The sequence below is a fragment of the Propionivibrio sp. genome, assembly GCF_029255185.1.
GTDB lineage: Bacteria > Pseudomonadota > Gammaproteobacteria > Burkholderiales > Rhodocyclaceae > Propionivibrio.
This window is the reverse complement of the sequence record NZ_JAPUVO010000089.1, coordinates 1-25,528: the sequence shown is the minus strand read 5'-3', so window position 1 is coordinate 25,528 and position 25,528 is coordinate 1. Positions and strand designations below refer to the sequence as shown.

Here is a 25,528-nt window from a genome sequence, read left to right as displayed (position 1 = left end):
TCTCGCCTCTATCGCATCACTGAACTCGGCGCTTCCTCCATGTGGGCTGCTATTCGCTTCCGCGAAATCAACTTCCCCAGAGACTTTATTATGACCAAATCATTCGCGCAGTAGAGACAATTGTTAAGGAGAAATTCCATAGTTCACAACTCCGTCACGCCGGCGCTGTGCGCCTGCTGGTCGGCCCAGTACGAGGAGCGGACCATCGGGCCGCAGGCAGCGCCGGTAAAGCCCAAGGCTTTGGCTTCACGTTCATACATGGCAAAGGTGTCCGGGGGCACGTAGCGTGCTACCGGCAGGTGGTGCGTCGAAGGTGCCAGGTACTGGCCAATGGTCAGCATCTCGACGCCGTTGGCGCGCAGGTCGCGTAGCACCTCAAGGATTTCATCGTCGGTTTCGCCCAGACCGACCATCAGCCCGGACTTGGTTGGCACCTGCGGATAGCGCGCCTTGAACTGCTTCATGAAGGCCAGCGAGTGTTCGTAGTCAGCGCCGGGACGCGCCTGTTTGTAGAGGCGCGGAACGGTTTCCATATTATGGTTGAGCACGTCGGGCAACGACTGGCCGAGCAGCTCGATGGCAATTTCCATGCGGCCGCGGAAATCCGGAACCAGCGTTTCGATGATCGTGCCCGGCGATTTTTCACGAACGGCCGCGATGACCTCGACAAAGTGCTGGGCACCGCCGTCGCGCAGGTCGTCGCGGTCGACGCTGGTGATCACCACGTAGCGCAGTTTGAGGCTGGCAACGCTGTCGGCCAGGCTGGCCGGCTCGTTCGAATCAGGCGGCAGGGGCTTGCCGTGACCGACGTCGCAGAAGGGACAGCGGCGCGTACAGATGTCGCCGAGAATCATGAAAGTCGCGGTGCCGCGCCCGAAGCATTCGCCGATGTTCGGGCAGGCGGCTTCCTCGCAGACAGTGTGCAGCTTCTGCTCGCGCAGCATTTTCTTGATCTCACCGAAACGGCCGATTTCGTTGCCGGCCTTGACGCGAATCCACGACGGTTTTTTTAGCGGCTCGGCAGCGGCGACAACCTTGATCGGAATGCGCGCCGTTTTCAGTTCGCCCTTCTGCTTGACGCCGGCAACCTTGGCCACCGGTTTGGCGATTGCTTCCGGCATTGTGTCTTGCTCGCTCATGCTTGCTCCAGTTGTAGGGTGAGGTGGCTGACCAGTGACTGTGCCACCTGCGCAGACGTCAGCGTCAGCCCCAGATCACGGGTCTGGGTGACCGCCATGCCGGCATAGCCGCAGGGATTGATCGCGGCAAAGGGCGACAGATCCATGTCTACGTTCAAACTGACGCCATGATAACAACAGCTTTTTCTGACGCGCAGTCCGAGCGCGCCGATCTTGGCTACGCTGCCGTTCCGATCGACATAAACACCAGGGGCGCCGTCTAGCCGTTTGGCGACAAGGCCGTGTTCGGCCAACAGGTCAATCACCGCCTGCTCAATGCGTGATACCAGTTCGCGTACCTTGAGGCCGCGTCGGGCGAGGTCGAGCAGCAGGTAAATCACCACCTGGCCGGGTCCGTGATAGGTGATTTGCCCGCCACGGTCGATTTTGACCAGTGGAATGCCGATGTCGTGCAGCAAATGCTCGGGCCGACCGGCCTGACCCAAGGTGTACACCGGCGAATGTTCGCAGATCCAGAGTTCGTCCGGAGTGTCTGCATTGCGCCGTTCGGTGAAGTCGACCATGGCCTGCCAAGTGGGTTCGTATGCCACGAAGCCCAGCGCACGGACAACCGGCGCTACGTTCAAAGCACCACCTTGACCAGCGGGTGGCTGGAGAGCTCGCGATACAGCGCATCGAGCTGGGGTTTTGACGTGGCGTTGATGGTGCAGGTGAGGCTTAGATACTTGCCACCACTGGACGCACGCATCTCCATCGTCGCACCGTCAAAATCCGGCGCATGGCGCAGAACGACTTCGAGAATGGTCTGTGCCAGTGCAACGTTGGCCAGCCCCATGATCTTGAGCGGGAAAGCGCAGGGAAACTCAAGCAGCGTTTCCTGAGCGGGTGTCAAATCAGGCACCGGCATACCTCATCACCTCGTCGCGGAAGGCGACGTACCAGGCATGCATCTGGCGGGTGACCGGGCCGGGTTTGCCGGCCAGCGCGCCGTGGCCGACAGGCTTGCCGTCAAGCGTGGTGATGGCCAGCACTTCTTTAGTCGAGGATGTCATCCACAGTTCGTCGGCCGAACGCAACTCGGTTTCGGAGACGGCGCGAACTTCATGTGCTGCACCATGCCGGGCAGCCAGTTCGAGCACCACGTCGTAAGTGATGCCGGGCAGGATACGGTGATCCTTGGCCGGCGCAAGAATGACGCCGTCCTTGACGCAAAAAATGTTGGTCGACGAACCCTCGGTCAGATAGCCATCGCGCAACATGATGGTCTCGCTGCAGCCAGCGTCAACCGCCAGTTGGCGCGTCAGAACGTTCGCCAGCAAGGCCACGCTCTTGAGGTCGCACCGCCCCCAGCGGATATCCTCCGTGGTGATCGCAGCAACGCCACTTGCGCGCTGAGCAGGAGTCGGGCTAACGAGCGGTGCGGCGAACAGAAAGACAGTCGGTTCAACTCCTTTCGGGAAGGGCTGGTCGCGCTTAGTGTCGGCGCCACGTGTGACCTGGATATAGATCGTCTGATCATCAAAATCAGCTTCGGCGATGATGCGCCGAATAATGGCCCGCCAAGCTTCTATGCCATGTGGATTTTGCAGACGGATACCATCGAGCGTCGTCTGGAAGCGACGCAGATGTTCGTCGATACGAAAAGGGTGGCGCGAATAGACCGGAATGACCTCGTAACCACCATCCCCGAACAGAAAACCGCGATCCAGCGGCGAAATTCTAGCTTCCGCGAGCGGCAGATACTGGCCATTGAGATAGGCTGTCATTCGAACTCCCTAAAAATACAACCGCATTTAACGCCGAGATCGGAAAAATGATTGTCAGTTTTTCTCTGCGCCCTCTGCGCCTCTGCGATCTCTGCACCCCAAGGGTGTTTCCTGCGGGGCACGTTGAAAGAGGTTTCGGGTTTAGTTAAACCACAGCCGCACAGTATCGATGGCACGGCCGAAAATATTGGTCACCGGAACGGCGTCGATGGCCACTACCGGGTACTCGCCAAAGGGTTTGCCATCGAGGCTGACTTTCATTGTTCCAACCACCTGGCCGGCCGTTACCGGGGCGATCAACGGCTGCTGCGAAACCAGTTCGGATTTGAGGCGCGGTGCATAGCCCTTGGGCACGGCGAGGATAAAATCGTTGGCAAAGCCGGCCTTGACCGTTTTTTCCGATCCCTTCCAGACCTTGAGATTGGAAACAGCCTGATCCTTGGTGTATAGCTGCACGGCGTCGTAGAACTGGAATCCGTAGTTAAGCAACTTGAGCGACTCCTGCGCTCGAACCCCGTCGGAAGCCGCGCCGAGAACGACCGAAAGCAGACGGCGCGGCCCGCGTTTGGCCGAGGAGATCAGGCAGTAACCGGCGGCATCGGTGTGTCCGGTCTTGACCCCATCGACGGAAGGATCGATCCATAGTAGTCGGTTGCGGTTAGGCTGAGTGATGCTGTTGAAACGGAATTCCTTGAGCGAGTAATACTTGGCGTAGTCCTCGGGAAAATCGCGAATCAGTGCACCGGCAAGGATCGCCAGATCGCGCGCCGTAGTGTAGTGCTGGGGATCAGGCAGTCCGGCCGAGTTGCGGAAACTCGTTGCCTTCATGCCGAGGCGCTGCGCCTCGCGATTCATCGCTTGCGCGAAAACATCCTCGGTGCCGGCAATGGCTTCGGACAGCGCAACACAGGCGTCGTTGCCGGACTGCACGATCATGCCCTTGATCAGATCCTCAACCTTGACCTGCGTGCCAACCTGAATGAACATGCGCGACCCGGGCGTCTTCCAGGCTTTCTCCGAGACCGTGATCAGCTGGTCGATCTTGATCGTCCCTTGCTTGAGCGCGGCGAAGGTGAGGTAGGCGGTCATCAGCTTGGTCAGCGAAGCCGGCTCAAGACGTTCGTCGGGTGCTTGCGCGGCAAGTTCCTGCCCGGAACCGGATTCGATGAGCAGCCAGGATTTGGCGGCCAGCGCGGGCGGCGTCGGCAGTTGCTGGGCAAAAACCAGCGCCGGGAAAATAAACGCTGCAAGCAGTGCGAGAAAAAAGGATCGGAGCTTGCGCATGGGGAATCGGGTATCCGTAAAATCGTCAAGAAGCGCGATTATAACAAGCGCTTACCCTGCCCCCATGCTCAATCCTTAAACGATTGTGTAACGCTCCTGGCTATTTTGCAGTCCGGTCAGGGCCACACTGGCCGTGACGTTCGCTGCGTTCGAGCTTGTTCTTGAAGAAAAGACGGGCCTTTTCCTTCTGCTCGGCGCTGAGTGTGTCGTAGACTGCCAGCCAGCGGTCGCGATTCGCTTCGTGCTGTTTCTGCCCTTCGGCCCTGAGTTCATCCATGCGCTTGAGCACGACGCGCAGATCGGCGCCCGGCTGGCTGAGCAGGGCCAAGGTTTCTGCACGCTGTTTGGGCATGCGCTCGCGCAGGCTGGCCATATTGTCCTTGCCGGCTTTCTCGGCATCTTTCCACAGCACCTCCTGTTTGGCATCGAGCTTCAGATCGTCATGCAGGCGCGACATTTCCTTCATGCCGTGCGCCATATGCTGTCCGGGCAGATCGGCGCCGGGGCCACAGTGTTCGCCACCGCGTGGCATGGCGAAGGCGCTTGCCGCCAGCCCGAGAGCGGCGACGGCGATGACAAAGCGTGGGGAGTATTTTTTCATGGTCTGATTCCTTTATGGTTAAGTATGCTGCTCTGTTGACGACGCCATTGTCGCCCCGAACCCATTGCAAAAGATTTCACTGCCAGCTCAGATGATTGCAAATTGTTTCCGCCGGCAATCCGTGCTGCGCTTGCAGCATAGAATGGTCGCGGAGCAATTCAAGGCTTGGTCATGAAAAAGATTCTTCTGGTCGACGACGACCCCGAGCTGCGCCAGTTGCTGGCCACCTATTTTGGCCGCCACGGTTTTGACACGCTCTTGCTTGCGGACAGCCGCCAACTCGACGCCTACCTCGAACGCTACCAGCCGCACCTGCTGGTGCTCGATCTGATGCTGGCCGGCGAGGACGGCCTGGCCGCCTGCCGCCGTCTGCGCGGGCGTGGCGAGAGCCTGCCGATCATCATGCTGACTGCACGCGACGAGCCGGTTGACCGGGTTCTCGGTCTGGAAATGGGCGCCGATGACTATGTCGGCAAGCCCTTCGACCCACGTGAACTGGTTGCCCGCATCGAAGCCGTGCTACGTCGAGGCGCACAGCCCGCGGCGGCGCCGGACCCGAAAGGTGGCGCTTACGCTTTTGGCGATTGGTGCTTTGATCGCAGCACGCGTCAGCTTTCGCGCCATGGCCAAACAGTGGCGCTGACCAGCGGCGAGTTTGCCCTGCTCAACGCGCTGGTGGCCAATGCCAACCGGCCGATGAAGCGTGAGCGCCTGCTTGAACTGACGCGCGGCGAAGAAAGCGAAGCCTTCGACCGGGCCATCGACGTGCAAATCCATCGCCTGCGCCGTCTGCTCGAAGCCGACCCGGTGCATCCGCGCTACCTGCAGACGGTGTGGGGCATCGGCTACGTGTTCGTCCCCGATGGAAGCAAGAGCCAATGAGACTGCTGCCCGCCTCGCTTGCTGCGCGTACCGTCCTGCTCGTCGTCGCCGTCGTTGCTGTCGCGCAGATCGCCACCTTTTCACTGATTTTTCAGCATCGACTGGCGACGCACATGAGCCAGACTGTCCAGCACATCGCCGGCCAGGTGCGCCTGCTACAGGCCATCCTGCCCGGGCTCGATGCTCAGATACGGCGCCGGCTGGCGGCGGCTGAGCGTGGTGCAGACGGTCTACAGTTGTTTCCGGACGGAGCCTTGGTACCGGAACACGTGCCAGAATTTAAGTTTGCCCAACGTCTTGCGGTCGATCTTGAGCAGTCGCTCGGGCAGACGGTGAGTTTGCGCCATGCCGGCCGTGGTCAGCACAGCGGCCTGTGGATTGGCTTCATGGCCGACGGTGAACGCTGGTGGCTGCTGCTGCCGCCACCACGCTTCACGCCGCAGGCACTGCCACCCGACCTGTGGCTCGGGTTATCCGGCGCACTGGCGCTGCTGGTGCTCTGCGCCGTACTTTTCGTGCGCGGGATTGTCGGTCCGCTGGCCCGGCTGGGCGATGCGGTGGCCGCGACCGGTGACGGCCAGGCACGCCGGGTAACACCGCAGGGGCCGACCGAAGTGCGGCGCCTGGCCGAACGCCACAACACCATGCTGGCGCAACTGGCACTCTCCAATGCCGAGCGGCGCGAGATGCTGGCCGGCCTCACGCACGATTTGCGCGCCCCGCTGGCGCGTTTGCGCGTGCGCCTGGCCCTGCTCGAAAACGACACGGAACGCAGCGGCCTGATTCGAGATGTCGAAGACATCGAGCGTATTGTCGGCCAATGCCTGGCCTTCCTGCGCAGTGAAGAAAGCAGCGCCGAGCCGGCGCCGCCGCTCTTGCTTGCCGATGCCGTGAGCAATGAGCTTGCCCGTCAGCGGGAACTCGGCCGCCCGGTTAAGATGAGCGTAAGCGAGACTGCTGCTGCCTGCTGGGTCGCCATTTCCCCCGGCAATCTGCAGCGCCTGCTCGACAATCTGATCGAAAACGCCCTGCAGTACGGTGCGCCGCCGGTCGAATTGTCGCTATCCCTTGAGCGTGCCGATACGATCACTCTGCAGGTGCGCGATCACGGCCCAGGCATCGCCGCAGAGCAGCGAAGCTATGCGCTTGAAGCCTTCGCCCAGATCGATTCGGCACGCGCCACCGGCGGCAGTTGCGGCCTGGGCCTGGCCATTGTGCGGCGAATTGTCAGCGCCTGCGGCGGTGAGATCAGACTGGGCGAGGCGCAGGACGGCGGCCTGACCGTCGTGCTGACTTTCCCGGTGCACAGCGCACATATCAATCACCGGCCGGTTTTGGCATGAGGCTGTCTGGTGGTTCTCGGCTCGGACAAACGGCCCGTTACGTACTTGTGAAGAACGCTGGCGATAAGTGTTTGGTACGGCATGCCCTCTTCAAGTGCCTTTACTTGAATGTCGTTCAGGTCGCCCGAGGACAGGCGAATGTTAACCCTGCGATCTTTAATGGCTGTAGCCCGCGCGGCTGTTTTGAACTTGGCAAGCTCGGCTTTGGTTGCAACCGACTTCAGTTGCTTTTTCTCAAAGGCGGTGAGGACTTCAAGTTCGTAGGCGTCAATTTTAGGCATTTGTTTCACCCTGATCTAAGTAGTCCCTCGTCGCCTTGCGACTTGGGATGACGGTCTTGAGGAAAAAATAGTCTTCCTCCTCGACAAACGGTATTAGGTAGACGTACTTGTCACACGAAACCACGAGAACCCGCTGCCTTGGATATTTCGTCTGGTTCGGGTGGGCCAAGATGTCTAGCAGACCACCGGCTTCGATTGATACAACAATGCTCTCGAACGAAATACCTCGCTCTGATCTGAGAGACTCGTTCTTCTCTGGGCTCCAGCGAAATGGTTTCATGAGGGCATGTTACGCTGCCGTGTGCCTTTTGTCACCAGTTCGCAAAGACTTCATCAACAAGGCCGGCATATGCCTATGGCATTGATCTAACCAGCGCCATGTACGGTGGCATTTGGCGTTTCTATAGCTGTTAGGCCAGTTTGCGTTGTGCCAGATAGGCAAAAAGTATTTCCAATCGCGACACTGGATCATCGAGTTCGAGCAGTTTTTGTTTGGCGAGTGCCTTTACGGGAACCGCTTCGCTCAAACGGTAGCCGACCCAGGCAGCATCGTTAAAGGCGTGCGGCTCGGGCATCTTCTCGGGGCCAAGGTCGCTGGCTATTTTCTGCAGCAGCGGCAGCACACTCTGCTGCGCCACCGGGACCTCCTGCGGCATCGGCTCAGGAATCAGTTCGACCGTTGCCCGTAGCAATCCGTCTGGCTGGGTGGCGCGGGAAATGATGCGAAAACGACGTCCGCCGCGTACCGTCAACAACAGGATGCCCAGCTGCGGCATGTCGGCCTCGGCAATATGCGCCAGCGAACCGATCAGGTGGGGCTCCGCCACCGCGCCGACTTCCTGGCCGCTGGCAATCAGACATACGCCAAAGGGCGACTTGTCTTTCATGCAAGCGGCGGCCATGTCGAGATAACGCTGCTCGAAAACCTTAAGTGACAGCACGCCGCCCGGAAAAAGGACTGCACCAAGCGGAAATACAGGAATGTCGAGTTGCTGCAATTCGACCCGGGATTGCGGTGATTCTTTGCGGCCAAAGCTTAACCAGCTCATGCTTCGCTCTCACCCCAGCGCTGCATCAAGACATGCGGGACCCTTAGCTGATCGAGAATGCGGGCGACGACAAAATCGACCAGGTCCTCGACGCACTGCGGATGATGGTAAAAACCGGGACTGGGCGGAAGGATGACGACGCCGGCACGTGCCAGACGCAGCATGTTTTCCAGATGGGTAACCGAGAAGGGGGTTTCGCGCGGCACCAGAATCAGTTGGCGCCCTTCCTTGATCACCACGTCAGCGGCCCGCTCGATCAATTTGCTGGCCAGCCCCTGGGCGATCGCCGCCAGCGTGCCCATGGTGCATGGGCAAACGACCATGGCGTCGGGCGGGTTGGAGCCGCTGGCGACCGGCGCAAACCACTCGTCGCGCCCGTAAACAGAGAGTTCGCCAGGCAGTGCGGCGTAACGTTCACGGAAAAAGCATTGCGTTTCGCTGGCACGCGATGGCAATTCGAGGCCCATTTCCTGTCTGGCGACGACCTGGGCGACCTGTGAATAGAGCAACTGCACCCGGCAGCCAGCAGCCAGCAGGCACTCAAGCAGGCGGACGCCATAGGGCATGCCGGAAGCGCCGGTCCAGGCAAGGCAGATGGTCTTGGGCATGTTCATCCTGAAGATGTTTCGGCGGTCGCAAGCTCTGCAAGCAGGCGCGCTGCAATCAATCCGTTGATGATACCGAAAGCTAACGCTGCTGCGGAAAAAAGCGGCAATAGAAAAAACAGGCCGTTGTGCGGAATCAGCCACAGTCGTGCCAGCAGCAACTGCCCGCCGATATGGGCAAAGGCAGCTAGAATGCTCCAACTGACCGGACCGAACCAGCGCCGCGGCAGTCGAATGGCCAGCCCCAGCACCAACAAACTGAGCACTGCCCCGGTCAGACTCATAAAAAACCCCGGCGAAAGAAACTGGCCGAGCAGAAAACCACCAGCAATAACGCGCAAGCCGCTGACCCATGCCGCGCTGACCCAGCCGTAACGGGCCAGCACGATCAGCGTCACGATATTAGCCAGCCCCGGCTTAACGCCGGGCAGGGGCAAGGGGATCGTTGCGTCGATCAGCGCCAGCCCGATCGCTGCCGCCGCGAGTTGGGCGATGCGGTGATCTTCCTGGGTAGTGGTGAGTTCGATTACCGAGCGTGTCATGTCGTTCAGTCACCTACGGGTTTATGACAAAAGTGGTGCATGGCCGACGGTTTTGCAGTTTAATTGGCTCAGCAAAGTCTGAACTTCAGCACTAGGGAGGTTGGCATGAGTCACAAACATTTGCATTTGCTCCAGTCAATTTATCATGATCCACTCAGCGCCAACATTCACTGGCGGGAGATTGAATCACTGTTGCTGCATCTTGGGGCAAGCATCGAGTCGGCGCATGGCGCTCGTTTCCGGATCGTGCTGAACAAGGTCGAGGTGTTTCTGCACCACCCGCACAACAGTTCAACCTGTACCAAGCAGGAGATCAAGCAGATCCGCGAATTCCTCGCCCACGCCGGCGTGACGCTGTCCAGCTACGAGGGGGGTTAGAGCTTAACGCCCAGCAAATCGAGGATACGCTGTTGATCGTTGTCGGGCCGGGTCACTTGATCGAACTCGGTATTGGCGATTTTCACCCGCTGGATTCGAATGGCCGACAAGCGATCCACCGCCAGCGGCCGTCACACCGGCGAAAGCGACCGAAGGTGACCGCAGGGTCGACGCTTTTTTTTCCGTTGTCTTGGCAACCACTTGTTATCGAACAAAAATATATGATGCTAAAAGCTTAACCGAGCGCCATGAAGGCATGAGCATAGTAATGGTAATGCTGGCGCCTGAGGCTCTGCCGTGAGAAAATGCACGATTACTTCTTCTGGCTTTACACGGTTTTTCGGTGACGGTATTTGACGTCTCGTTCGATTAAAGCCGCGTGCCTATTTGCTTATGACGCAACTCAATATAATCGCGCGCTACGTCGAGCGGATGCTTGATCCAGATGCTCTGGAGATGCAATAAATGTCACCACAAAGCTGCTCATCGGCGATCGCTCCGATTGAAGAAATCATCGTCGAAATGCGTGCCGGGCGCATGGTCATCCTGGTCGACGAGGAGGATCGCGAAAACGAAGGCGACCTCGTTCTGGCGTCTGAGCACGTCACCGCCGAAGCCATTAATTTCATGGTTAAGCATGCGCGCGGACTGGTCTGCCTGACAATCAGCGAGGCGCGCAGCAAGCAGCTTGGCCTGACGCAAATGGCACGTGACAACAAAAGCCCGTACAACACCGCCTTCACCATATCGATCGAAGCCGCCGCAGGCGTCACCACCGGCATTTCGGCGCAGGACCGGGCGCGCACCATTCAGGCGGCAGTCGCCCGTGATGCGCGGCCAGAAGATATCGTCCAGCCCGGACACATTTTCCCGATCACCGCCAAGGCCGGTGGCGTTCTGGTGCGCGCCGGCCATACCGAGGCCGGCTGCGATCTGGCCCAGATGGCCGGATTGGAGCCCTCGTCAGTCATCTGTGAAATCCTCAAGGACGATGGCTCGATGGCACGTCTGCCCGATCTGATCGAGTTTTCCCGCACACACGGCCTGAAAATCGGCACCATTGCCGACCTGATCAATTTCCGCAGTCGCAACGAAACACTTGTTGAGCGGACATTCTCCAAGCCAGTCCAGTCTGTGCATGGCGAGTTCATTCTGCACGCCTACTCCGACCGGACCTCGAACGAGATCCATCTGGCGCTCTCCAAGGGCGAGATTTATGCCGACAGGGAAACTCTGGTGCGCGTGCATGAACCACTTACCGTACTCGATTTCCTGGACCCCACCAGCGGTCGCCATACCTTTTCGTTAGACCAGGCACAGAAGGCACTGGCGCAAGCGCAAGCCGGTGTCATCGTTCTCCTGCGCCGTCCCGAAACCTGTCAGGACCTTCTGGCAACACTGCGTGAGAAATCACCCGCGCAGCGCCCAGCGGCAAAATGGGACCCGCGAATCTACGGCATTGGCGCCCAGATTCTGCGCGATCTGGGTGTCGGCAAGATGAAGCTGCTGGCCAGTCCACGCCGTATGCCAAGCATGACCGGTTTTGACCTCGAGGTGACGAGTTACATTGCCTCGCCGGTCGAGCTCGAATGAGTAAGCAGAATCCACGGAAATCTTCAGAAAGCGCTGACATGGCTCACTACGATACGATTTACGAATACGAAATAGCACTTGCCGGAGAAGGTCTTTCCGTCGGCATTGTCATGAGTCGCTTCAACCCGGACATCGGCGAAGGTCTGCTGGCTGCCTGCGTAAGCGAACTCAAGCGGTTGGGGGTAGCTGACTGTGATATCAGGATTGTCAGCGTTCCCGGTGCGCTGGAAATCCCGCTGCTGTTACAAACGATGGCGCAAAGCGACCGCTACGATGCGTTAATTGCCCTCGGTGCCGTCATTCGCGGCGAGACCTATCACTTCGAGGTGGTGTCCAACGACGCCTGCCGCGCTGTCATGGAAGTGCAACTCGATACCGGCATCCCTGTCGCCAACGGCATTCTGACCTGCGAGGACGACGATCAGGCACTGGCGCGAACGCAGACCAAAGGTTCGGATTGTGCACGAACTGCTGTCGAAATGGCCAAGCTCTTACACGCCATGTGCGAGGGACCCGCATGACTACCACGCCGCTGAACACCCCAGCAAAAGTAGTCAATACTGCCAAGCCCGCTGCCAAATCGCCGCGTCGTCGCGCGCGCGAGTTTGCACTGCAGGGTCTCTACCAATGGCAGATCAGCGGCAACGACGAGGCGGCCATTGCTGCCCATCTGGCCGACATTGCCGGGTTCGACAAGGCAGACCGCGAGTTTTTCGTGGGTCTGCTGCGTGGCGTCCTCGCCCAGCATGCAGCCTTGCAGGAACAGTTGCAGGCTTACCTCGACCGCCCCTTCCGTGAACTTTCGCCGGTCGAGGCCTCTGTTTTGCTGGCCGGCGCCTATGAGCTGAGCAATTACCCGCAAACCCCCTATCGCGTAATCATCAACGAGGCCATCGAACTGGCCAAGAGCTACGGCGGCACCGACGGCCACAAATATGTCAATGGCGTTCTCGACAAACTGGCCGCCAAGTTGCGCCCGGTTGAAGTCGAAGCCAAGCGCGCGGCCCGCGCCAAAAGCTAAGCACTTTCAACGCAGAGGGCGCAGAGTCGCAGAGAGCGCAAAGATGAACCATTCGAACTATTCGCTTTTCTCTGCGAACTTTGCGCCTCTGCGTCCTCTGCGTTGAAAGAGGTTTTTTCTGTGCCTTCCGAATTCGATCTGATCGCCCGCTACTTTGTGCGTCCGACGCCGCAGGCCGTTCTTGGGCCCGGGGACGACTGCGCGCTGCTGGCGCCTTCGCCGGGAATGGAGCTGGTGGTCACGACCGACATGCTGGTCGCCGGAACCCATTTTCTGCCCGCTACCGATCCTGGCCAGTTGGGCTGGAAAACACTGGCCGTCAATCTCTCCGATCTTGCCGCGATGGGCGCCAAGCCGCGCTGGATCTTGCTTGCCGGTAGTCTGCCGGACGCCGATGAAGTCTGGCTTGCAGCTTTCGCCGAAGGGCTCTTTGCCTGCGCCAGACGCTACAACGTCGATCTGGTCGGTGGCGATACAACCCGCGGCCCGCTCAATCTATGCATCACCGCGCTCGGCGAAGTGCCGGCCGGTAGCGCATTGCGCCGGGACGGCGCGCGGGTTGGCGATGACCTGTGGGTTTCCGGCCAGCCTGGGCTGGCTGCGCTTGGGCTGGCGCAACTGCAAGGCCGGACCGCCTTGCCGGAAGTGCTGTCCTCCCGTTGCATCGCTGCTCTGCAAAAACCGACACCGCGCGTCGAGCTTGGACTGGCCTTGCTCAAGGGAGGGCTGGCGCACGCTGCGATTGACGTGTCGGATGGGCTGCTTGCCGATCTGGGTCACATCGCGCAGCGTTCCGGTGTTAACGCCGAGCTATTCCAGACCCAACTTCCCTGTCTGCCTCAGGGCGTCGACCCCTTGCTGGCGCGTCAATGCCAATTAGCCGGCGGCGACGATTACGAACTGGTCTTTGCCGCACCATCCGGCCAGCGCCATGAACTGGGCAGACTGGCTGCTCAACTCGACCTGCCTCTGTGGCGCATCGGTCGTATCATTGATGGCCAAGGTGAGGTTTTTTTACTCAATGACATGGGGCAGGCACTGCCACTGACTCACACAGGATTTGACCATTTTGCTCAAGATTGCCACTAAGCCGCCTTCGCTTCGCTTCCTCTTTTCGCATCCGGCTCATCTGGTCGCCTGTGGCTTCGGCAGCGGACTGTCGCCGTTTGCGCCGGGCACTGTCGGGACCCTTTTTGCCTGGCTCACGTTTCCCTTGTTCAGGCCATGGTTCAACGACTTCGAACTGCTTGCACTGCTCATCGTCTGCTTCATTGGCGGCGTCTTGGCTGCGCAACGGACGGGCGCCGATCTTGGCGTCATTGATCACGGCAGCATTGTCTGGGACGAGATCGTACCTTTCTGGTTGGTGTTGGTTTTTTGCCCCGCAGGCGCCTTGTGGCAAAGCACGGCTTTCCTGCTTTTCCGACTCTTCGACATCATCAAGCCGCAACCGGCACGCTACTTTGACGAGCAGGTCAAGAATGGTTTTGGTGTCATGGCCGATGACCTGATCGCTGCCGGCTACACCGTGTTGGTACTCGCCATCGTACAATTCGTCGTCAAATGAGGCAGCAACACCTTGAAACCCTGGCCGCCCAAGTCGGCGTACTGCTTCTGGTCAACGGCCAGAAACTGGTCACGGCGGAGTCCTGCACCGGCGGCTGGGTTGCCCAGTGCCTGACCGCCGTCGCTGGCAGTTCGGACTGGTTTGAGCGTGGTTTTGTGAGCTACTCGAACGACGCCAAGCACGAAATGTTGGGCGTTGAACTCGATACCCTGCGCACTCATGGCGCGGTGAGTGAAGCAACAGCCGCCGCCATGGCCGCTGGCGCCCTGTGCCATAGTCATGCCGACTGGGCTCTGGCGATTACCGGCGTTGCCGGGCCCGGCGGTGGTTCGCCGGATAAACCGGTCGGCATGGTGTGCTTCGGCTGGGCAGCAGTCGATGGCCGGCTCGACACGCAGACCTGCCACTTCAGCGGCAACCGTGAAGACGTTCGGGCACAATCGGTCGCCCATGCGCTTAGCGGCGTATTGGACCGTGCAGCTCACTGCTCGGCATGAACACTGACGCTTCGCCTTTCACATATTACTGTATATAATTACAGTATTCGGCGCGAACGTAACGTGGCAGGCTGCGCACCGTCGAACATGAGATAATCCGCTTCAATAAAGACAAAGGACACGCAATGGACGACAACAAGGCAAAAGCACTGGCCGCCGCGCTGGCTCAGATCGAGAAACAATTCGGCAAGGGCTCGATCATGAAGATGGGGGACGGCAGTGTCGTCAAGGACATTCAGGTCGTTTCAACCGGTTCGCTCGGTCTGGATATCGCGCTCGGCATCGGTGGCCTGCCACGCGGACGCGTCGTCGAAATCTACGGGCCCGAATCTTCCGGAAAAACGACACTGACGCTGCAGGTCATCGCCGAGATGCAGAAACTGGGCGGTACCGCTGCTTTCATTGACGCCGAACATGCGCTCGATCCGACCTATGCCCAGAAGCTGGGCGTCAATCTTGACGACCTCCTCATCTCGCAACCTGATACCGGCGAGCAGGCGCTCGAGATTGCCGACATGCTGGTGCGCTCAGCAAGCGTAGACGTCGTCGTTATTGACTCGGTTGCGGCGCTCGTGCCAAAGGCAGAAATCGAGGGTGAGATGGGCGATTCGCTGCCCGGCCTGCAGGCCCGCCTGATGAGTCAAGCGCTGCGCAAGCTGACAGCGAACATCAACCGGACGAACACGCTGGTCATCTTCATCAATCAGATCCGCATGAAGATTGGCGTCATGTTCGGCAGCCCGGAAACAACGACTGGCGGTAACGCGCTCAAGTTCTACGCTTCGGTACGACTTGATATCCGCCGCATCGGCGGTATCAAAAAGGGGGATGAGGTCGTTGGCAACGAAACCCGCGTCAAGGTCGTCAAGAATAAGGTGGCGCCGCCTTTTCGCGAAGCCATCTTCGACATCCTTTACGGCGAAGGCACCTCGCGCGAGGGAGAAATCGTCGAACTGGGCGTCATTCACAAGCTGGTCGAGAAGTCTGGCTCCTGGTACGCCTACAATGGTGAGAAAATCGGCCAGGGCAAGGACAATGCACGTGAGTACCTCAAGACCAATCCGCAAATTGCCCAGGAGATCGAGGCCAAGATTCGTGCTGCGGTGAATGTACCTTCACCGCAACCGATTGGCGCCGCCGAATAGGTGGCCATGAGCGGCACGCTGCGTGAGCGTGCTTTGCGGCTGCTGGCGCGCCGCGAACATGCGCGAGCCGAACTGGCAAGAAAGCTCGCGCCATACGCCGAATCGTCCGCTGAGCTGGAGACCTTGCTCGATGACTTGTATACGCGCCGCCTGCTTTCTGACGAGCGTTACGTTGAAATGAGAATGCACACGCGTGCAGCGCGCTTTGGCAACGCCCGCCTGGCCTACGAACTACGCATTCAGGGCGTATCTGAAGAACTGGTGGCTGCCGCATTGGCCGACAGTGCGGATGAGCTGGTGCGCGCACGCCAGGTGTGGCAGCAGAAATATGGCGCCAGGCCCGCTGCGCTTGGTGCAGCCGAGCGTGCGCGCCAGATGCGATTTTTGATAAGCCGGGGGTTTTCCGGAGAAACCGTTCGCCGTGTAATCAGCGGCGATTATGAAGACGATTGAATAATGTCCGAAACCAATGCCAGCAAGAGCACGCTCTCGACGCACAACCTGAAGAAGCGCTACAAGAAGCGCAAGGTGGTAGAGGACGTGTCGTTCAAGGTGGGCAGCGGCGAAGTGGTCGGCTTGCTCGGCCCCAACGGCGCGGGCAAAACGACCTGTTTCTACATGGTCGTCGGCCTCGCCGCTTGCGATGGTGGCGACGTTTATATCGATAACAAAAAAATCACTCACCTGCCGATCCACCAGCGGGCGAAGCTCGGGCTCTCTTACCTGCCTCAGGAAGCCTCGGTTTTTCGAAAACTGACGGTCATCGAAAATATCAAGGCGGTGCTCGAGCTACAGAATCTGGCGCCTAGCGAGATTGAACGCCGTGGCGAACGCCTGCTCGAAGAACTGCATATCAGCCACATTCGCAACAGTTCGGCGGCCTCGCTTTCCGGCGGCGAACGTCGCCGGGTAGAAATTGCCCGCGCGCTGTCAACCGAACCACGCTTCATTCTTCTCGATGAACCCTTTGCCGGAGTTGACCCCATTGCCGTTCTGGATATTCAGAAGATCATCCGTTTTCTCAAGGAACGTAATATTGGCGTCCTCATCACCGACCACAACGTGCGTGAAACATTGGGCATCTGTGACCACGCCTATATCCTTAACGAAGGCGGTGTTCTTGCTTCTGGCCGCCCTGATGAAATCATTTATAATGAAAGCGTCCGGAAGGTTTATCTTGGTGAAAATTTCCGCCTTTGAACCTGCCGTTTTCTCCTCCAAGAGTTCAGAATGAAACGGGCAGCATCTCACCCAGTCCGGTGGTCAATCAGGCTCCGTAAATGAAACCATCGCTCCAGCTCAAGCTTTCACAGCATCTCACACTGACGCCTCAGTTACAGCAATCAATACGTTTGCTGCAACTGTCTACGCTTGAGCTCGAACAAGAACTGGAAAAGTATTTGCAGGAAAACCCCTTGCTTGAACGCGTGGAAGAGGAGTACGCGCCACTAGCGGCTGGGGCTGGCCAGGCCGCCGAATCCGAAAACGCCGAGAAAACCGAATCCGTGGCACCGCCCTCGTCAGCGGATGACGAAAGCTGGCTAGGCGAAGAGAGCAATTACGCCAACGCGCCCGGATCGTTTTCCGAAGACGATGGCGACTATCAGGATATGCGGGCCGCGACCATCTCGTTGCGTGAGCACTTGTCATGGCAACTCGGGCTGATGAGCATTCCCGACCGTGACCGCACTCTGGTGCAATGCCTGATCGACGCGCTCGACGATGATGGCTACCTGACCCAGTCGCTCGAAGACCTGGCTGAAACGCTTCCGCCCGAACTGGAAATCGAGGTCGAGGAATTGCAGATCGCCCTTAAACATTTGCAGTATTTTGATCCGACCGGCGTTGGCGCACGCGACGCGCAGGAGTGCCTCGCGCTCCAGTTGGACGTGCTTCCGGCTGATGACCTCCAGATTCTGGCGCGGAAGATCGTCGTCAAGCACCTTGACCTTCTCGCCGGCCATGATTTCGTAAAACTCAAGAAACTCACGGATTGCGATGACGAGCAGTTGCGCCAAGCCCAATTCCTCATTCGCAGCCTGAACCCCCGGCCGGGGGCGCAATATGCAGCACTCGACGCGCGCTACATCACCCCTGACGTGGTGGTGCGCAAAATTCGCGGCCAGTGGACTGTCAGCATCAACTCCGATGCCTACCCTCACCTGCGCATCAACAGTCTGTACGCACACATTCTCACCCGACAGCGTGGCTCAGTGCTTGCCGGCCAGTTGCAGGAAGCACGCTGGCTGATAAAAAATGTGCAGCAGCGCTTTGACACAATCCTAAGAGTGGCGCAGTCTATCGTTGATCGTCAGCGCCAGTTTTTCGACCATGGTGAAGTCGCCATGCGGCCCCTTGTTCTACGTGAAATTGCCGACATTCTGGGCGTGCATGAATCAACCGTGTCACGGGTAACCACGCAAAAATACATGGCAACGCCGCGCGGAATTTTCGAACTGAAGTTTTTTTTCGGCAGTCACGTCACCACCGAAACTGGTGGCGCCTGTTCGGCAACAGCCATCCGGGCGCTGATCAAACAGTTGATTGGTGGGGAAGACCAGAAAAAGCCCATTTCGGACAGTCAACTCGCCGCAATCCTCGGCCAGCAAGGGATTGTCGTTGCCCGGCGAACGATTGCAAAATACCGTGAAGCACTTAACATCCCGCCGGTTAAACTGCGCAAAAGCATCTAGCGCAAGCGCTGACGATGAAAGCAATGTCCACCACCCTCACCCCCGACCCCGCTCTTGCGAGTGGGCAAGAGGAGATTCGACGGTCGCTGACGCGACTACTACCATGCTAAGGAGCTACACCATGAACCTGCAAATCAGTGGTCACCACCTGGAGATCACCCCGGCAATTCATGCTTACGTCACCGGGAAACTTGAGCGAGTTACACGTCATTTCGATAATGTCATCGATGTGAACGTAATTTTGTCGGTGGATAAACTGATTCAGAAAGCCGAAGCCACCGTTCACCTCTCAGGAAAAGGCGTTTTCGTCGAAGCCCTTGATGAGGACCTCTACGCAGCTGTGGATAGCCTGGCCGACAAGCTCGACCGCCAGATTCAGAAACATAAACAGAAGGTCCAGGACCATCACCGCGGTCAAAAAATGAGTCACATCGTCGCGGAATAAATCGTCAGGTACGGCGGTGGATTCGGCACAGTTGGCCGAATCTGCCGACGAACCGGCTCTGGCCGTTTTTTCCTTTTCACTTACCGCTCGTTGTAATGGCATGCAACCCTGTATGAGCCTGATTAGTCAATTATTAGCTACAGAAAACATCGTTCTTGATCTGGACGCCAGCAGCAAAAAGCGCGTCTTCGAGCGTGCTGGTCTACTTTTCGAAAACAATCAGGGTATCGCAAGCAGTACCGTATTCGACAGCCTTTTTGCGCGTGAAAAGCTCGGCTCAACCGGCCTTGGTCGAGGCATCGCCATTCCCCATGGCCGCATCAAAGGGCTAAAAGAAGCAAGCGGCGCTTTTCTGCGCCTTGCTACGCCCGTTCCGTTTGATTCGCCAGACGGTCAACCAGTCTCTCTCCTGTTCGTGCTGCTTGTTCCCGAGCAGGCAACAGAACAGCACCTGCAAATTCTTTCTGAACTTGCCGAACGATTTTCTGAGCGCACTTGCCGGGAAGCACTCAGCGTTGCAGACAGTGCCGATACGATCCGCCAAATTTTTGCCAACGAAAGGGCCGCTCATCATTAACGCGGGCCTGTGGCCCGAGCGCACATTTTCTCTTTATCGCTAATGAGAGCCACGCTGCATGATTGATAAACGTACCTTAAGCATTGCCCAGCTCTACGAGGATAATCTTGAAAAACTCAAGCTGACCTGGATTGCCGCGGTGGGTGTTGAACGGGAAGTCGAACTAAAGGATCAGGAGATATACGGCCCAGACGTCGTTGGCCACCTCAACCTGATCTACAGCCATCGCGTGCAGGTCATCGGCAATGCTGAACTGCGCTGGGCCGACCGTGTCGGCCCGAAGCGCTGGCAGCGCCAAATCGACGACCTGATTGCGGCAAAACCACCTGCACTGATCATCGCTGATGGCCTGGAAATTCCACCCCGAGCCCGCGAGATCTGCGAAACATCACAAACCCCGTTACTCGCCAGTCCCAAGGCCTGTTCGGTGGTCATTGACCTGTTGCACGTGTACCTGGCGCGCAGATTCGCCGACACGGTATCCGCTCACGGCGTATTCATTGATGTATTTGGCATGGGCGTCCTGATCACCGGCGATTCAGGTGTCGGCAAGAGCGAACTGGCACTCGAACTCATCTCGCGTGGGCACGGTCTGATTGCCGACGATGTAGTCGAACTGGCCCGTATCGCACCAACGACGATCGAGGGGCGCTGCCCTAGCATGTTGCGCGACTACCTCGAAGTGCGCGGCCTCGGGCTGCTCAACATCCGCACAATCTTCGGCGAAACTGCGGCGCGGCGAAAAATGAAACTCAAGCTGATTGTCCACCTACAGAAAAACGCCATCGGCGATGAAACGCAACGCCTGCCGCTTGATGCCCAGTCGCAGGAAATTCTCGGCATCCCTGTGCGCAAGGTGGTTTTTCATGTTGCTCCCGGACGCAACCTCTCCGTTTTGCTGGAAGTCGCCGTGCGCAACTGCATCCTTCAGCTACGCGGAATCGACAGCATGAGCGAATTCATCAACCGCCAACAACAGGCCGTCCTTGACGACAGCATCTAATTTAAGCATATAATCGGCGCACGTCTCTCAACCCTATCAAGGAGTTACCGATGAAAGCCATGTTCATTCTCGTTGCACTCGCTCTGACCATGGGCAGCGCATTTGCTGCAGATGCAGAAAAGAAAGTGCCTTCTCCCGCACAACAGGCACAGCAGGACAAGATGAAGGCATGCAACGCAGACGCCAAAACAAAAGAGTTCAAGGGTGATGAGCGCAAGAAATTCATGAGCGAGTGCCTCGGCTCAAAACCAACGCCTGCCGCACAACAGGACAAAATGAAAACGTGCAACACTGAGGCCGGTAGCAAGACCTTGAAGGGCGATGAGCGCAAGAAGTTCATGAGCGAATGCCTCAAGGCCGACAAGAAATAATCAGCAGGAGACAGACAAACGGCGGTGTAAGCACACCGCCGTTTGTATTTGGCGCACCCGGAAAGGAGTGGTTATTCGAATTCTGCACAGTCCGCGTCGGGACTGCTCGCCGAAGCCGCAAAACAAATCTGCCCCTTGCCGTGAATGATGCATTCCGCCTCGCGCAGGAACAATTCCGCTTCGCCATCCAAAGTGACGTAGGTCCCATTGGTGCTGCTGTCAATGAGAAAAATTAGCTCGCCTCGCCGTTCGATTTTTGCATGGTGTCGCGATGCACGTCGATCATGAATTGCCACATCGCTCTGCGCATCACGCCCCATTTTTATGGTTAGTTTGCTTTCATTCAGCTCGATGAGCTTGTCACCATAACGCAAGCAAAAAGGGGCGCGCAGCTTTGCCTCTTCGGGTGACAGAACCTCAATGACCATCATGCCAGGGAATTGCCCGGACGCTGACGCTGGGCCAAGACTGCGCGTTGATTTTTTTAACGCTGGCGGAAGTTCGGACTGCGTCTGAAAACTGGTCAACACTTGCCCAGGTTTGGCCAGCCCGGCCAGGTGCGCGGCGACGCTGACCGTTTCGCCAACGACGCGGCCTCGTTCTTCGCTGACCGAACCGTGCGCAAAACCAATACGAATGGCCAGCTTCACGCCGGACACCGGCGGCAGGTCGGCTACCCGCTCCTGCATCTGAAGGGCGGCCTGAAAAGCCTGATCGGGCAGGTCAAACATCGCCATCAACTCGTCACCGACCGTCTTGATGATGTACCCGCCAAAAACCTCGACCGAACGTTCCATTCGCTTCAAGCAACGATCTACGGCACGCAAGGTTTCAGCATCGCCAAGTTTCTCGTGCAGACGCACACTTCCCGACACATCGGCAAACAATACTGACTGGGGTTGGCTGGCATTAATCATGTGTATTCAAATGCGGGGAAATCTGGTTGCACAGTCCACTACCCTGTGCTGCGGCAGCTCGATGTTTTTGATCATAGCAAAAGCCCGGCATTTACACCTCTATCGTTGACGGCCTGCAGGGTGGTCAGTTGCGGCAACGATAATTCCTCTCCAAACTGCGGGCCGTCGAACGCCGTGTCCCCACCGTCCATATCCGCCAGATCAGCGTCGACGTGCAAGCCCTTGAAATCGAACAAGTCATTGTCCGCCAGATGTGACGGCACAATGTTCTGCAGCGCCGTGAACACCGACTCGGTACGCCCTGGATAGCGGCGGTCCCAGTCGGCCATCATCTCGCGAATTTTCTGTCGCTGTAGGTTGTTTTGCGAGCCGCACAAGTTACAGGGAATGATCGGAAACGCCATGCCACGGGCAAAACGTGCGATGTCACTCTCGCTACAGTAGGCCAGCGGACGAATCAGCACATGGGCGCCGTCGTCGGTCACCAGTTTGGGCGGCATGGCCTTGAGTTTGCCGCCAAAGAGCAGATTGAGGAACAGGGTGTGCACGATGTCATCGCGATGATGCCCAAGCGCAATTTTGTTGGCGCCGAGCTCCTTGGCGGTGCGATAAATGACGCCACGGCGCAAACGCGAGCACAGAGAACAAGTTGTCTTGCCCTCGGGGATCTTCTCCTTGACGATCGAATAAGTGTCCTGCTCGACGATGCGATACTCGATGCCCAGGCCGGACAGATAGGTCGGCAGTACGTCAGCGGGAAACCCTGGCTGCTTCTGGTCCAGGTTCATGGCGATCAGGCGAAAATTTACCGGCGCCCGCTCACACAGCGCCATCAGCGCCGAAAGCATGGCATAGGAGTCCTTGCCGCCAGAGATGCAGACGAGAATGGTGTCGCCGTTCTCGATCATGTTGTAATCGGCAATTGCCTTGCCGACGTTGCTTTCAATGCGTTTTTTCAAGCGCAGAAGGTTGTTTGAATTTTCCACCAAACCTCAAATAAATAGTCGTAAACAACTGCAACTCAAACGAAAGGCTATAAATGGGCGGTACGACCGCCATCGACGTTGACGACCTGTCCGGTTACGTAAGCGGCATCAGCGAGCAGGAAGCGCACAGCGCGCGCAATATCCTGCGGGCTACCGGGGCGTTTCAGAAGCGTATGGGCGACGATTCTGTCCTGCATTTCGCTGTCAAAGACGCTGTCCTCAGGCCACAGGATCGGTCCCGGCGCTACAGCATTGACCCGCACTTCCGGCGCCAGTTCGATGGCCAGCGCCCGGGTCAGGCCCAGCAGACCCGCCTTGGCCATGCAGTATAGCGGGTATCCGGCCAATGGCCGCTCGGCATGGATATCCGTGATATTAACCACTGCGCCCTGAGCGGCCTTCAGGTGGGGCGCTGCCGCCTGCGTCAAAAAAAGCGGCGCTTTGAGATTGCTGCCCACCAGATCATCCCAAGCCAATAGATCAATTGTTCCAAGCGGCGTGGCATAAAAACTTGATGCATTGTTAACCAGTGCATCGAGACGACCAAAATAGGTCACGGCAGTTTCAACCAGCATGCCTAGTGCGCTGATGTCGAGCAGATCGGCCTGCTGACAAAGTGCAGAATTTGGCCGCAGCGCATTGAATTCACAGACCATTGCTTCTGCCGCCGCCTGCGCACTGCGGTGGTGGATCATGATATTGGCGCCTGCCGCATGCAGTTCGCGTGCAATGGCACGGCCTACCCGCTTTGCCGCCCCGGTCACTAATACCGTTTTGCCAATCACGTCCGACTCCAGAAGTTTTCAAGTGCACCTAACCGGAACCAAACAGGCACTACTTATCCTTCAATCGCCCGTGCAGCATCGGAGCGGAACTTGGCGGCGTCCTCCGGTTTAGGGATTTCGTTGGCCAGGGCTTCTATCACGCGCAGCGTATTGCTCGCCCCGTCAAAGTGGTCCTGGCAAATAATCTCTGCCATGGGGCCAATAAACTTCGCCAAAAGTTTCTGCAAGGTCAGCTTGACGTCCGATGTCAAGGGTCCGCTCGGCACCGGGACTTTAGAGGCTGCAGCCTGTGTTTTGTTGGGCGTGGCGCTGAGATAGTCAAAAAATGCTTCCGTCAACAATTCATCGCTGTTCGATGTTGTATTTTGACCGCCATCGAAGCGTATATGTGCGGAGCGAATATCACACATGAGTTGAATAGCGGCAATACCGCGCTTATTGCGACAAATGACAGCAACGATCTGGCCTGCCTTCAAATGCACCTGCGCCATTCGATTGTCTTCGCTGGCAAGGAACACAATTCCGCTGCTTTGCTCATTGCAATAGATCCTGATCTGAGCAACGATCCTTGCAAGTGGAATTAAGTCGTCCGGTGGCTTAAGCACAATCAAGCCCTCCAATGAGTTAGTTTTTCTTGCGTAATCTATCCATTGCAAACTTCAGGCTGAGGCGCATGCGCTCAAGAGCCTTGCCCAAATCCCCGATTTCATCGTTTGAATTGGCAACAATCTGCAATTCGACATCGCCGTCCGCTATCTGTATTGCATTCGCGGTAAAGACTGTCAGAGGCCGCAAGGTCGCATTGACGACTAGCATGACCAGAAACACTGAAAAAACAAATATTGTCCCCATGATACTGAGCAGTGTGACAAGCAGGCTCGACTTGGCCTGATCAAGCGACACCAGGGAAAGTCCAAGTCTGAAATTGCCCCAAATTTTACCCTTGATGATGATCGGCGAAGCCAGGTCCCACATCATTTCACCGGTATCACGCTTATAGAGCTGGGCGAATCCTTCTATTGTGTTTTCGGCGGCTTTTAAGCCGACGGGGTCGTTGAAAATTCTTTTTGTTCGATTGCTAGCCTTATCTTTGTCCTTATTCCCACTCGACGCATGCTGATACTTGGTGTTGTGTGTGGGGACATAGCCGTTTACGTCGGCCGCCACGGCAAAGACGACGGAGGGATTCTTCAAGAAGATATCTTCCAGGCTCAAAATAGCCTTATCAGTGTAGGCGTCATATTTTGTGCGAAATTTGGCCGGATCCGTAGCGGGAATGGCGATGTAATTCACGTCAAATACATCGGTGATCGACAATACCCCATTGTCAACCGCTTCTTCCATAACTCTGGAAACAGCCTTGGCGCCGATGGTCGACATCATCTTGCCTTCATTCTTATACGCCTCTTCCAGGCTGGCATATTGCTGCCGGACCAAATACAACGTACCCAGAGAAATTACGACAAACAGGATAACGTTGACAATGAGCGTAACTTTAAAGCTAAGTTTTCTGAACATGGCCGATCCTCGGTTGTTTGCGCAAATTACGAGTATATGCGTCCCGACTCAAATAACAAACAGGCTTCGTTCAGAAAATTCAATCGAAACCGCTTTCAACGCAGAGCGCGCAGAGGCGCAGAGATCGCGGAGAAAATCCGCAAGTTGCCTGCCGGGGCAAATGGCTCTTCCGTAATTTCTGGTCATTTATTGACTTCTCTCTGCGTACTCTGCGCCTCTGCGCTCTCTGCGTTGAAAGCGGTTTTCAGTTTCAACGCACGAGCCTATCGAGTGTTCTATGTGACCTTCCGGCTCTTCAACTCCTCACGGATAACCTTCCTGATCGTAGGGAGGTCAGAGTCCCTTCGCTCAATCGCAGAAAAAATAGCTCAAACCAGCCGGGCTTGAACTACACCTGCCCACAGTCAAGCCAATGACAAGCGACTGATATGTATTGACCTGTCAAGTTTTCCAAGAACCCAGTTTTAGATCATCGTCCAGTGTGTGGGTAGCAGAACGGGCGGCAAGCCGACGGTTGATCAGTCTGATATGCGCGGGTTG

32 protein-coding genes are annotated in these 25,528 nt (G+C 57.5%); 17 read left to right on the top strand and 15 right to left on the bottom strand.

Annotation, left to right across the window (positions count from 1 at the left end):
* Positions 1 to 143: 143 nt before the first annotated feature.
* The 6 genes from lipA to Q1J43_RS06600 all read right to left on the bottom strand — a co-directional run bounded on the left by lipA (position 144) and on the right by Q1J43_RS06600 (position 4,790).
* Positions 144 to 1,121 carry a lipoyl synthase gene (gene lipA / locus Q1J43_RS06625; protein WP_301101635.1) on the bottom strand — a complete coding sequence of 326 codons (978 nt, stop codon included), beginning with the start codon at positions 1,119 to 1,121 and terminating at the stop codon, positions 144 to 146.
* A 14-nt stretch (positions 1,122 to 1,135) separates the two neighbouring features.
* Complete coding sequence (gene lipB, locus Q1J43_RS06620) at positions 1,136 to 1,765, bottom strand: lipoyl(octanoyl) transferase LipB (protein ID WP_301101631.1); 630 nt, start codon at positions 1,763 to 1,765, stop codon at positions 1,136 to 1,138.
* Positions 1,762 to 2,046, bottom strand: a complete 285-nt coding sequence (locus Q1J43_RS06615) for a DUF493 domain-containing protein (RefSeq protein WP_301101629.1) — start codon at positions 2,044 to 2,046, stop codon at positions 1,762 to 1,764. The genes lipB and Q1J43_RS06615 overlap by 4 nt, the downstream gene beginning before the upstream one ends.
* A complete protein-coding gene (locus tag Q1J43_RS06610; protein WP_301101628.1) occupies positions 2,033 to 2,905 on the bottom strand; it encodes a D-amino acid aminotransferase in 873 nt (290 codons plus the stop codon). The genes Q1J43_RS06615 and Q1J43_RS06610 overlap by 14 nt, the downstream gene beginning before the upstream one ends.
* Positions 2,906 to 3,046: 141 nt before the next feature.
* Complete coding sequence (locus Q1J43_RS06605) at positions 3,047 to 4,189, bottom strand: D-alanyl-D-alanine carboxypeptidase family protein (RefSeq protein ID WP_301101627.1); 1,143 nt, start codon at positions 4,187 to 4,189, stop codon at positions 3,047 to 3,049.
* 100 nt (positions 4,190 to 4,289) lie between these two features.
* The gene (locus Q1J43_RS06600) at positions 4,290 to 4,790 is read right to left on the bottom strand and encodes a periplasmic heavy metal sensor (protein WP_301101626.1); all 501 of its coding nucleotides are present in this window, start codon (positions 4,788 to 4,790) and stop codon (positions 4,290 to 4,292) included.
* A gap of 171 nt (positions 4,791 to 4,961) precedes the next feature.
* Between Q1J43_RS06600 and Q1J43_RS06595 the strand changes: the two genes are divergently transcribed.
* Both Q1J43_RS06595 and Q1J43_RS06590 read left to right on the top strand, forming a co-directional pair.
* A complete protein-coding gene (locus Q1J43_RS06595) occupies positions 4,962 to 5,672 on the top strand; it encodes a response regulator (protein ID WP_301101624.1) in 711 nt (236 codons plus the stop codon).
* The gene (locus Q1J43_RS06590) at positions 5,669 to 7,015 is read left to right on the top strand and encodes an ATP-binding protein (protein WP_301101623.1); all 1,347 of its coding nucleotides are present in this window, start codon (positions 5,669 to 5,671) and stop codon (positions 7,013 to 7,015) included. The genes Q1J43_RS06595 and Q1J43_RS06590 overlap by 4 nt, the downstream gene beginning before the upstream one ends.
* Here Q1J43_RS06590 and Q1J43_RS06585 read toward each other — a convergent pair.
* From Q1J43_RS06585 to Q1J43_RS06570, 4 genes are all read right to left on the bottom strand, one after another.
* The gene (locus Q1J43_RS06585) at positions 6,994 to 7,296 is read right to left on the bottom strand and encodes a hypothetical protein (protein ID WP_301101622.1); all 303 of its coding nucleotides are present in this window, start codon (positions 7,294 to 7,296) and stop codon (positions 6,994 to 6,996) included. The genes Q1J43_RS06590 and Q1J43_RS06585 overlap by 22 nt on opposite strands.
* A 410-nt stretch (positions 7,297 to 7,706) precedes the next feature.
* A complete protein-coding gene (locus Q1J43_RS06580; RefSeq protein ID WP_301101621.1) occupies positions 7,707 to 8,345 on the bottom strand; it encodes an LON peptidase substrate-binding domain-containing protein in 639 nt (212 codons plus the stop codon).
* Entirely contained in the window at positions 8,342 to 8,959 is a 618-nt protein-coding gene (locus tag Q1J43_RS06575) for a flavin prenyltransferase UbiX (RefSeq protein ID WP_301101620.1), read from the bottom strand. Before Q1J43_RS06575 ends, Q1J43_RS06580 begins: the two co-directional genes overlap by 4 nt.
* On the bottom strand, positions 8,956 to 9,492 hold the full coding sequence (locus tag Q1J43_RS06570; RefSeq protein WP_301101619.1) for a Gx transporter family protein: 537 nt from the start codon (positions 9,490 to 9,492) through the stop codon (positions 8,956 to 8,958). Before Q1J43_RS06570 ends, Q1J43_RS06575 begins: the two co-directional genes overlap by 4 nt.
* 105 nt (positions 9,493 to 9,597) lie before the next feature.
* On the opposite strand from Q1J43_RS06570, the gene Q1J43_RS06565 reads away from it, so the two are divergent.
* From Q1J43_RS06565 to Q1J43_RS06495, 15 genes are all read left to right on the top strand, one after another.
* Positions 9,598 to 9,870, top strand: a complete 273-nt coding sequence (locus Q1J43_RS06565; protein ID WP_301101618.1) for a type II toxin-antitoxin system HicA family toxin — start codon at positions 9,598 to 9,600, stop codon at positions 9,868 to 9,870.
* 465 nt (positions 9,871 to 10,335) lie between these two features.
* Complete coding sequence (ribBA, locus tag Q1J43_RS06560) at positions 10,336 to 11,463, top strand: bifunctional 3,4-dihydroxy-2-butanone-4-phosphate synthase/GTP cyclohydrolase II (RefSeq protein WP_301101617.1); 1,128 nt, start codon at positions 10,336 to 10,338, stop codon at positions 11,461 to 11,463.
* Between the two features lie 38 nt (positions 11,464 to 11,501).
* The gene (gene ribH / locus Q1J43_RS06555) at positions 11,502 to 11,984 is read left to right on the top strand and encodes a 6,7-dimethyl-8-ribityllumazine synthase (RefSeq protein ID WP_301101615.1); all 483 of its coding nucleotides are present in this window, start codon (positions 11,502 to 11,504) and stop codon (positions 11,982 to 11,984) included.
* Positions 11,981 to 12,484: a transcription antitermination factor NusB gene (gene nusB / locus Q1J43_RS06550; protein WP_301101614.1), complete on the top strand. Its 504-nt coding sequence runs from the start codon at positions 11,981 to 11,983 to the stop codon at positions 12,482 to 12,484. The genes ribH and nusB overlap by 4 nt, the downstream gene beginning before the upstream one ends.
* 120 nt (positions 12,485 to 12,604) lie before the next feature.
* Complete coding sequence (thiL, locus tag Q1J43_RS06545) at positions 12,605 to 13,573, top strand: thiamine-phosphate kinase (protein WP_301101613.1); 969 nt, start codon at positions 12,605 to 12,607, stop codon at positions 13,571 to 13,573.
* Entirely contained in the window at positions 13,554 to 14,051 is a 498-nt protein-coding gene (locus Q1J43_RS06540; protein WP_301101612.1) for a phosphatidylglycerophosphatase A, read from the top strand. Before thiL ends, Q1J43_RS06540 begins: the two co-directional genes overlap by 20 nt.
* Positions 14,048 to 14,548 carry a nicotinamide-nucleotide amidohydrolase family protein gene (locus tag Q1J43_RS06535; protein ID WP_301101611.1) on the top strand — a complete coding sequence of 167 codons (501 nt, stop codon included), beginning with the start codon at positions 14,048 to 14,050 and terminating at the stop codon, positions 14,546 to 14,548. The genes Q1J43_RS06540 and Q1J43_RS06535 overlap by 4 nt, the downstream gene beginning before the upstream one ends.
* Before the next feature lie 125 nt (positions 14,549 to 14,673).
* A complete protein-coding gene (gene recA, locus Q1J43_RS06530) occupies positions 14,674 to 15,693 on the top strand; it encodes a recombinase RecA (protein ID WP_301101610.1) in 1,020 nt (339 codons plus the stop codon).
* Positions 15,694 to 15,699: 6 nt separating this feature from the next.
* The gene (gene recX, locus Q1J43_RS06525) at positions 15,700 to 16,146 is read left to right on the top strand and encodes a recombination regulator RecX (protein WP_301101609.1); all 447 of its coding nucleotides are present in this window, start codon (positions 15,700 to 15,702) and stop codon (positions 16,144 to 16,146) included.
* Between the two features lie 3 nt (positions 16,147 to 16,149).
* Complete coding sequence (gene lptB, locus Q1J43_RS06520) at positions 16,150 to 16,893, top strand: LPS export ABC transporter ATP-binding protein (RefSeq protein WP_301101608.1); 744 nt, start codon at positions 16,150 to 16,152, stop codon at positions 16,891 to 16,893.
* Positions 16,894 to 16,973: 80 nt separating this feature from the next.
* The gene (locus Q1J43_RS06515; RefSeq protein WP_301101607.1) at positions 16,974 to 18,386 is read left to right on the top strand and encodes an RNA polymerase factor sigma-54; all 1,413 of its coding nucleotides are present in this window, start codon (positions 16,974 to 16,976) and stop codon (positions 18,384 to 18,386) included.
* Positions 18,387 to 18,507: 121 nt separating this feature from the next.
* Complete coding sequence (gene raiA / locus Q1J43_RS06510; RefSeq protein WP_301101605.1) at positions 18,508 to 18,831, top strand: ribosome-associated translation inhibitor RaiA; 324 nt, start codon at positions 18,508 to 18,510, stop codon at positions 18,829 to 18,831.
* A 112-nt stretch (positions 18,832 to 18,943) separates the two neighbouring features.
* Positions 18,944 to 19,408, top strand: coding sequence for a PTS IIA-like nitrogen regulatory protein PtsN (gene ptsN, locus Q1J43_RS06505; RefSeq protein ID WP_301101634.1), 465 nt, complete (start codon positions 18,944 to 18,946; stop codon positions 19,406 to 19,408).
* Between the two features lie 58 nt (positions 19,409 to 19,466).
* Positions 19,467 to 20,411, top strand: coding sequence for an HPr(Ser) kinase/phosphatase (gene hprK / locus Q1J43_RS06500; protein ID WP_301101603.1), 945 nt, complete (start codon positions 19,467 to 19,469; stop codon positions 20,409 to 20,411).
* Between the two features lie 50 nt (positions 20,412 to 20,461).
* Positions 20,462 to 20,782 carry a PsiF family protein gene (locus Q1J43_RS06495; RefSeq protein WP_366141854.1) on the top strand — a complete coding sequence of 107 codons (321 nt, stop codon included), beginning with the start codon at positions 20,462 to 20,464 and terminating at the stop codon, positions 20,780 to 20,782.
* A 71-nt stretch (positions 20,783 to 20,853) separates the two neighbouring features.
* Here Q1J43_RS06495 and Q1J43_RS06490 read toward each other — a convergent pair whose 3' ends face one another.
* From Q1J43_RS06490 to Q1J43_RS06470, 5 genes are all read right to left on the bottom strand, one after another.
* Positions 20,854 to 21,699, bottom strand: coding sequence for an adenylate/guanylate cyclase domain-containing protein (locus tag Q1J43_RS06490; RefSeq protein WP_301101602.1), 846 nt, complete (start codon positions 21,697 to 21,699; stop codon positions 20,854 to 20,856).
* 71 nt (positions 21,700 to 21,770) lie between these two features.
* Positions 21,771 to 22,685 carry a tRNA 2-thiocytidine(32) synthetase TtcA gene (ttcA, locus tag Q1J43_RS06485; RefSeq protein ID WP_301101600.1) on the bottom strand — a complete coding sequence of 305 codons (915 nt, stop codon included), beginning with the start codon at positions 22,683 to 22,685 and terminating at the stop codon, positions 21,771 to 21,773.
* 47 nt (positions 22,686 to 22,732) lie between these two features.
* Positions 22,733 to 23,470: a pteridine reductase gene (locus tag Q1J43_RS06480; protein ID WP_301101599.1), complete on the bottom strand. Its 738-nt coding sequence runs from the start codon at positions 23,468 to 23,470 to the stop codon at positions 22,733 to 22,735.
* Between the two features lie 53 nt (positions 23,471 to 23,523).
* Positions 23,524 to 24,075 (bottom strand): hypothetical protein, encoded by a 552-nt coding sequence (locus Q1J43_RS06475; protein WP_301101597.1) that lies wholly within the window; start codon positions 24,073 to 24,075, stop codon positions 23,524 to 23,526.
* A 19-nt stretch (positions 24,076 to 24,094) separates the two neighbouring features.
* Entirely contained in the window at positions 24,095 to 24,988 is an 894-nt protein-coding gene (locus tag Q1J43_RS06470; protein ID WP_301101596.1) for a HAMP domain-containing protein, read from the bottom strand.
* Positions 24,989 to 25,528: the final 540 nt, after the last annotated feature.

What these genes read in the sequence shown, in the direction of transcription:
- lipA (WP_301101635.1), bottom strand. Translation starts at nt 1,121, where the DNA reads ATGCCGGAAGCAATCGCCAAACCGGTGGCCAAGGTTGCCGGCGTCAAG.
- Q1J43_RS06615 (WP_301101629.1), bottom strand. Translation starts at nt 2,046, where the DNA reads ATGCCGGTGCCTGATTTGACACCCGCTCAGGAAACGCTGCTTGAGTTT.
- Q1J43_RS06610 (WP_301101628.1), bottom strand. Translation starts at nt 2,905, where the DNA reads ATGACAGCCTATCTCAATGGCCAGTATCTGCCGCTCGCGGAAGCTAGA.
- Q1J43_RS06605 (WP_301101627.1), bottom strand. Translation starts at nt 4,189, where the DNA reads ATGCGCAAGCTCCGATCCTTTTTTCTCGCACTGCTTGCAGCGTTTATT.
- Q1J43_RS06600 (WP_301101626.1), bottom strand. Translation starts at nt 4,790, where the DNA reads ATGAAAAAATACTCCCCACGCTTTGTCATCGCCGTCGCCGCTCTCGGG.
- Q1J43_RS06595 (WP_301101624.1), top strand. Translation starts at nt 4,962, where the DNA reads ATGAAAAAGATTCTTCTGGTCGACGACGACCCCGAGCTGCGCCAGTTG.
- Q1J43_RS06590 (WP_301101623.1), top strand. Translation starts at nt 5,669, where the DNA reads ATGAGACTGCTGCCCGCCTCGCTTGCTGCGCGTACCGTCCTGCTCGTC.
- Q1J43_RS06585 (WP_301101622.1), bottom strand. Translation starts at nt 7,296, where the DNA reads ATGCCTAAAATTGACGCCTACGAACTTGAAGTCCTCACCGCCTTTGAG.
- Q1J43_RS06580 (WP_301101621.1), bottom strand. Translation starts at nt 8,345, where the DNA reads ATGAGCTGGTTAAGCTTTGGCCGCAAAGAATCACCGCAATCCCGGGTC.
- Q1J43_RS06575 (WP_301101620.1), bottom strand. Translation starts at nt 8,959, where the DNA reads ATGAACATGCCCAAGACCATCTGCCTTGCCTGGACCGGCGCTTCCGGC.
- Q1J43_RS06570 (WP_301101619.1), bottom strand. Translation starts at nt 9,492, where the DNA reads ATGACACGCTCGGTAATCGAACTCACCACTACCCAGGAAGATCACCGC.
- Q1J43_RS06565 (WP_301101618.1), top strand. Translation starts at nt 9,598, where the DNA reads ATGAGTCACAAACATTTGCATTTGCTCCAGTCAATTTATCATGATCCA.
- ribBA (WP_301101617.1), top strand. Translation starts at nt 10,336, where the DNA reads ATGTCACCACAAAGCTGCTCATCGGCGATCGCTCCGATTGAAGAAATC.
- ribH (WP_301101615.1), top strand. Translation starts at nt 11,502, where the DNA reads ATGGCTCACTACGATACGATTTACGAATACGAAATAGCACTTGCCGGA.
- nusB (WP_301101614.1), top strand. Translation starts at nt 11,981, where the DNA reads ATGACTACCACGCCGCTGAACACCCCAGCAAAAGTAGTCAATACTGCC.
- Q1J43_RS06535 (WP_301101611.1), top strand. Translation starts at nt 14,048, where the DNA reads ATGAGGCAGCAACACCTTGAAACCCTGGCCGCCCAAGTCGGCGTACTG.
- recA (WP_301101610.1), top strand. Translation starts at nt 14,674, where the DNA reads ATGGACGACAACAAGGCAAAAGCACTGGCCGCCGCGCTGGCTCAGATC.
- recX (WP_301101609.1), top strand. Translation starts at nt 15,700, where the DNA reads ATGAGCGGCACGCTGCGTGAGCGTGCTTTGCGGCTGCTGGCGCGCCGC.
- lptB (WP_301101608.1), top strand. Translation starts at nt 16,150, where the DNA reads ATGTCCGAAACCAATGCCAGCAAGAGCACGCTCTCGACGCACAACCTG.
- Q1J43_RS06515 (WP_301101607.1), top strand. Translation starts at nt 16,974, where the DNA reads ATGAAACCATCGCTCCAGCTCAAGCTTTCACAGCATCTCACACTGACG.
- raiA (WP_301101605.1), top strand. Translation starts at nt 18,508, where the DNA reads ATGAACCTGCAAATCAGTGGTCACCACCTGGAGATCACCCCGGCAATT.
- ptsN (WP_301101634.1), top strand. Translation starts at nt 18,944, where the DNA reads ATGAGCCTGATTAGTCAATTATTAGCTACAGAAAACATCGTTCTTGAT.
- hprK (WP_301101603.1), top strand. Translation starts at nt 19,467, where the DNA reads ATGATTGATAAACGTACCTTAAGCATTGCCCAGCTCTACGAGGATAAT.
- Q1J43_RS06495 (WP_366141854.1), top strand. Translation starts at nt 20,462, where the DNA reads ATGAAAGCCATGTTCATTCTCGTTGCACTCGCTCTGACCATGGGCAGC.
- Q1J43_RS06490 (WP_301101602.1), bottom strand. Translation starts at nt 21,699, where the DNA reads ATGATTAATGCCAGCCAACCCCAGTCAGTATTGTTTGCCGATGTGTCG.
- Q1J43_RS06470 (WP_301101596.1), bottom strand. Translation starts at nt 24,988, where the DNA reads ATGTTCAGAAAACTTAGCTTTAAAGTTACGCTCATTGTCAACGTTATC.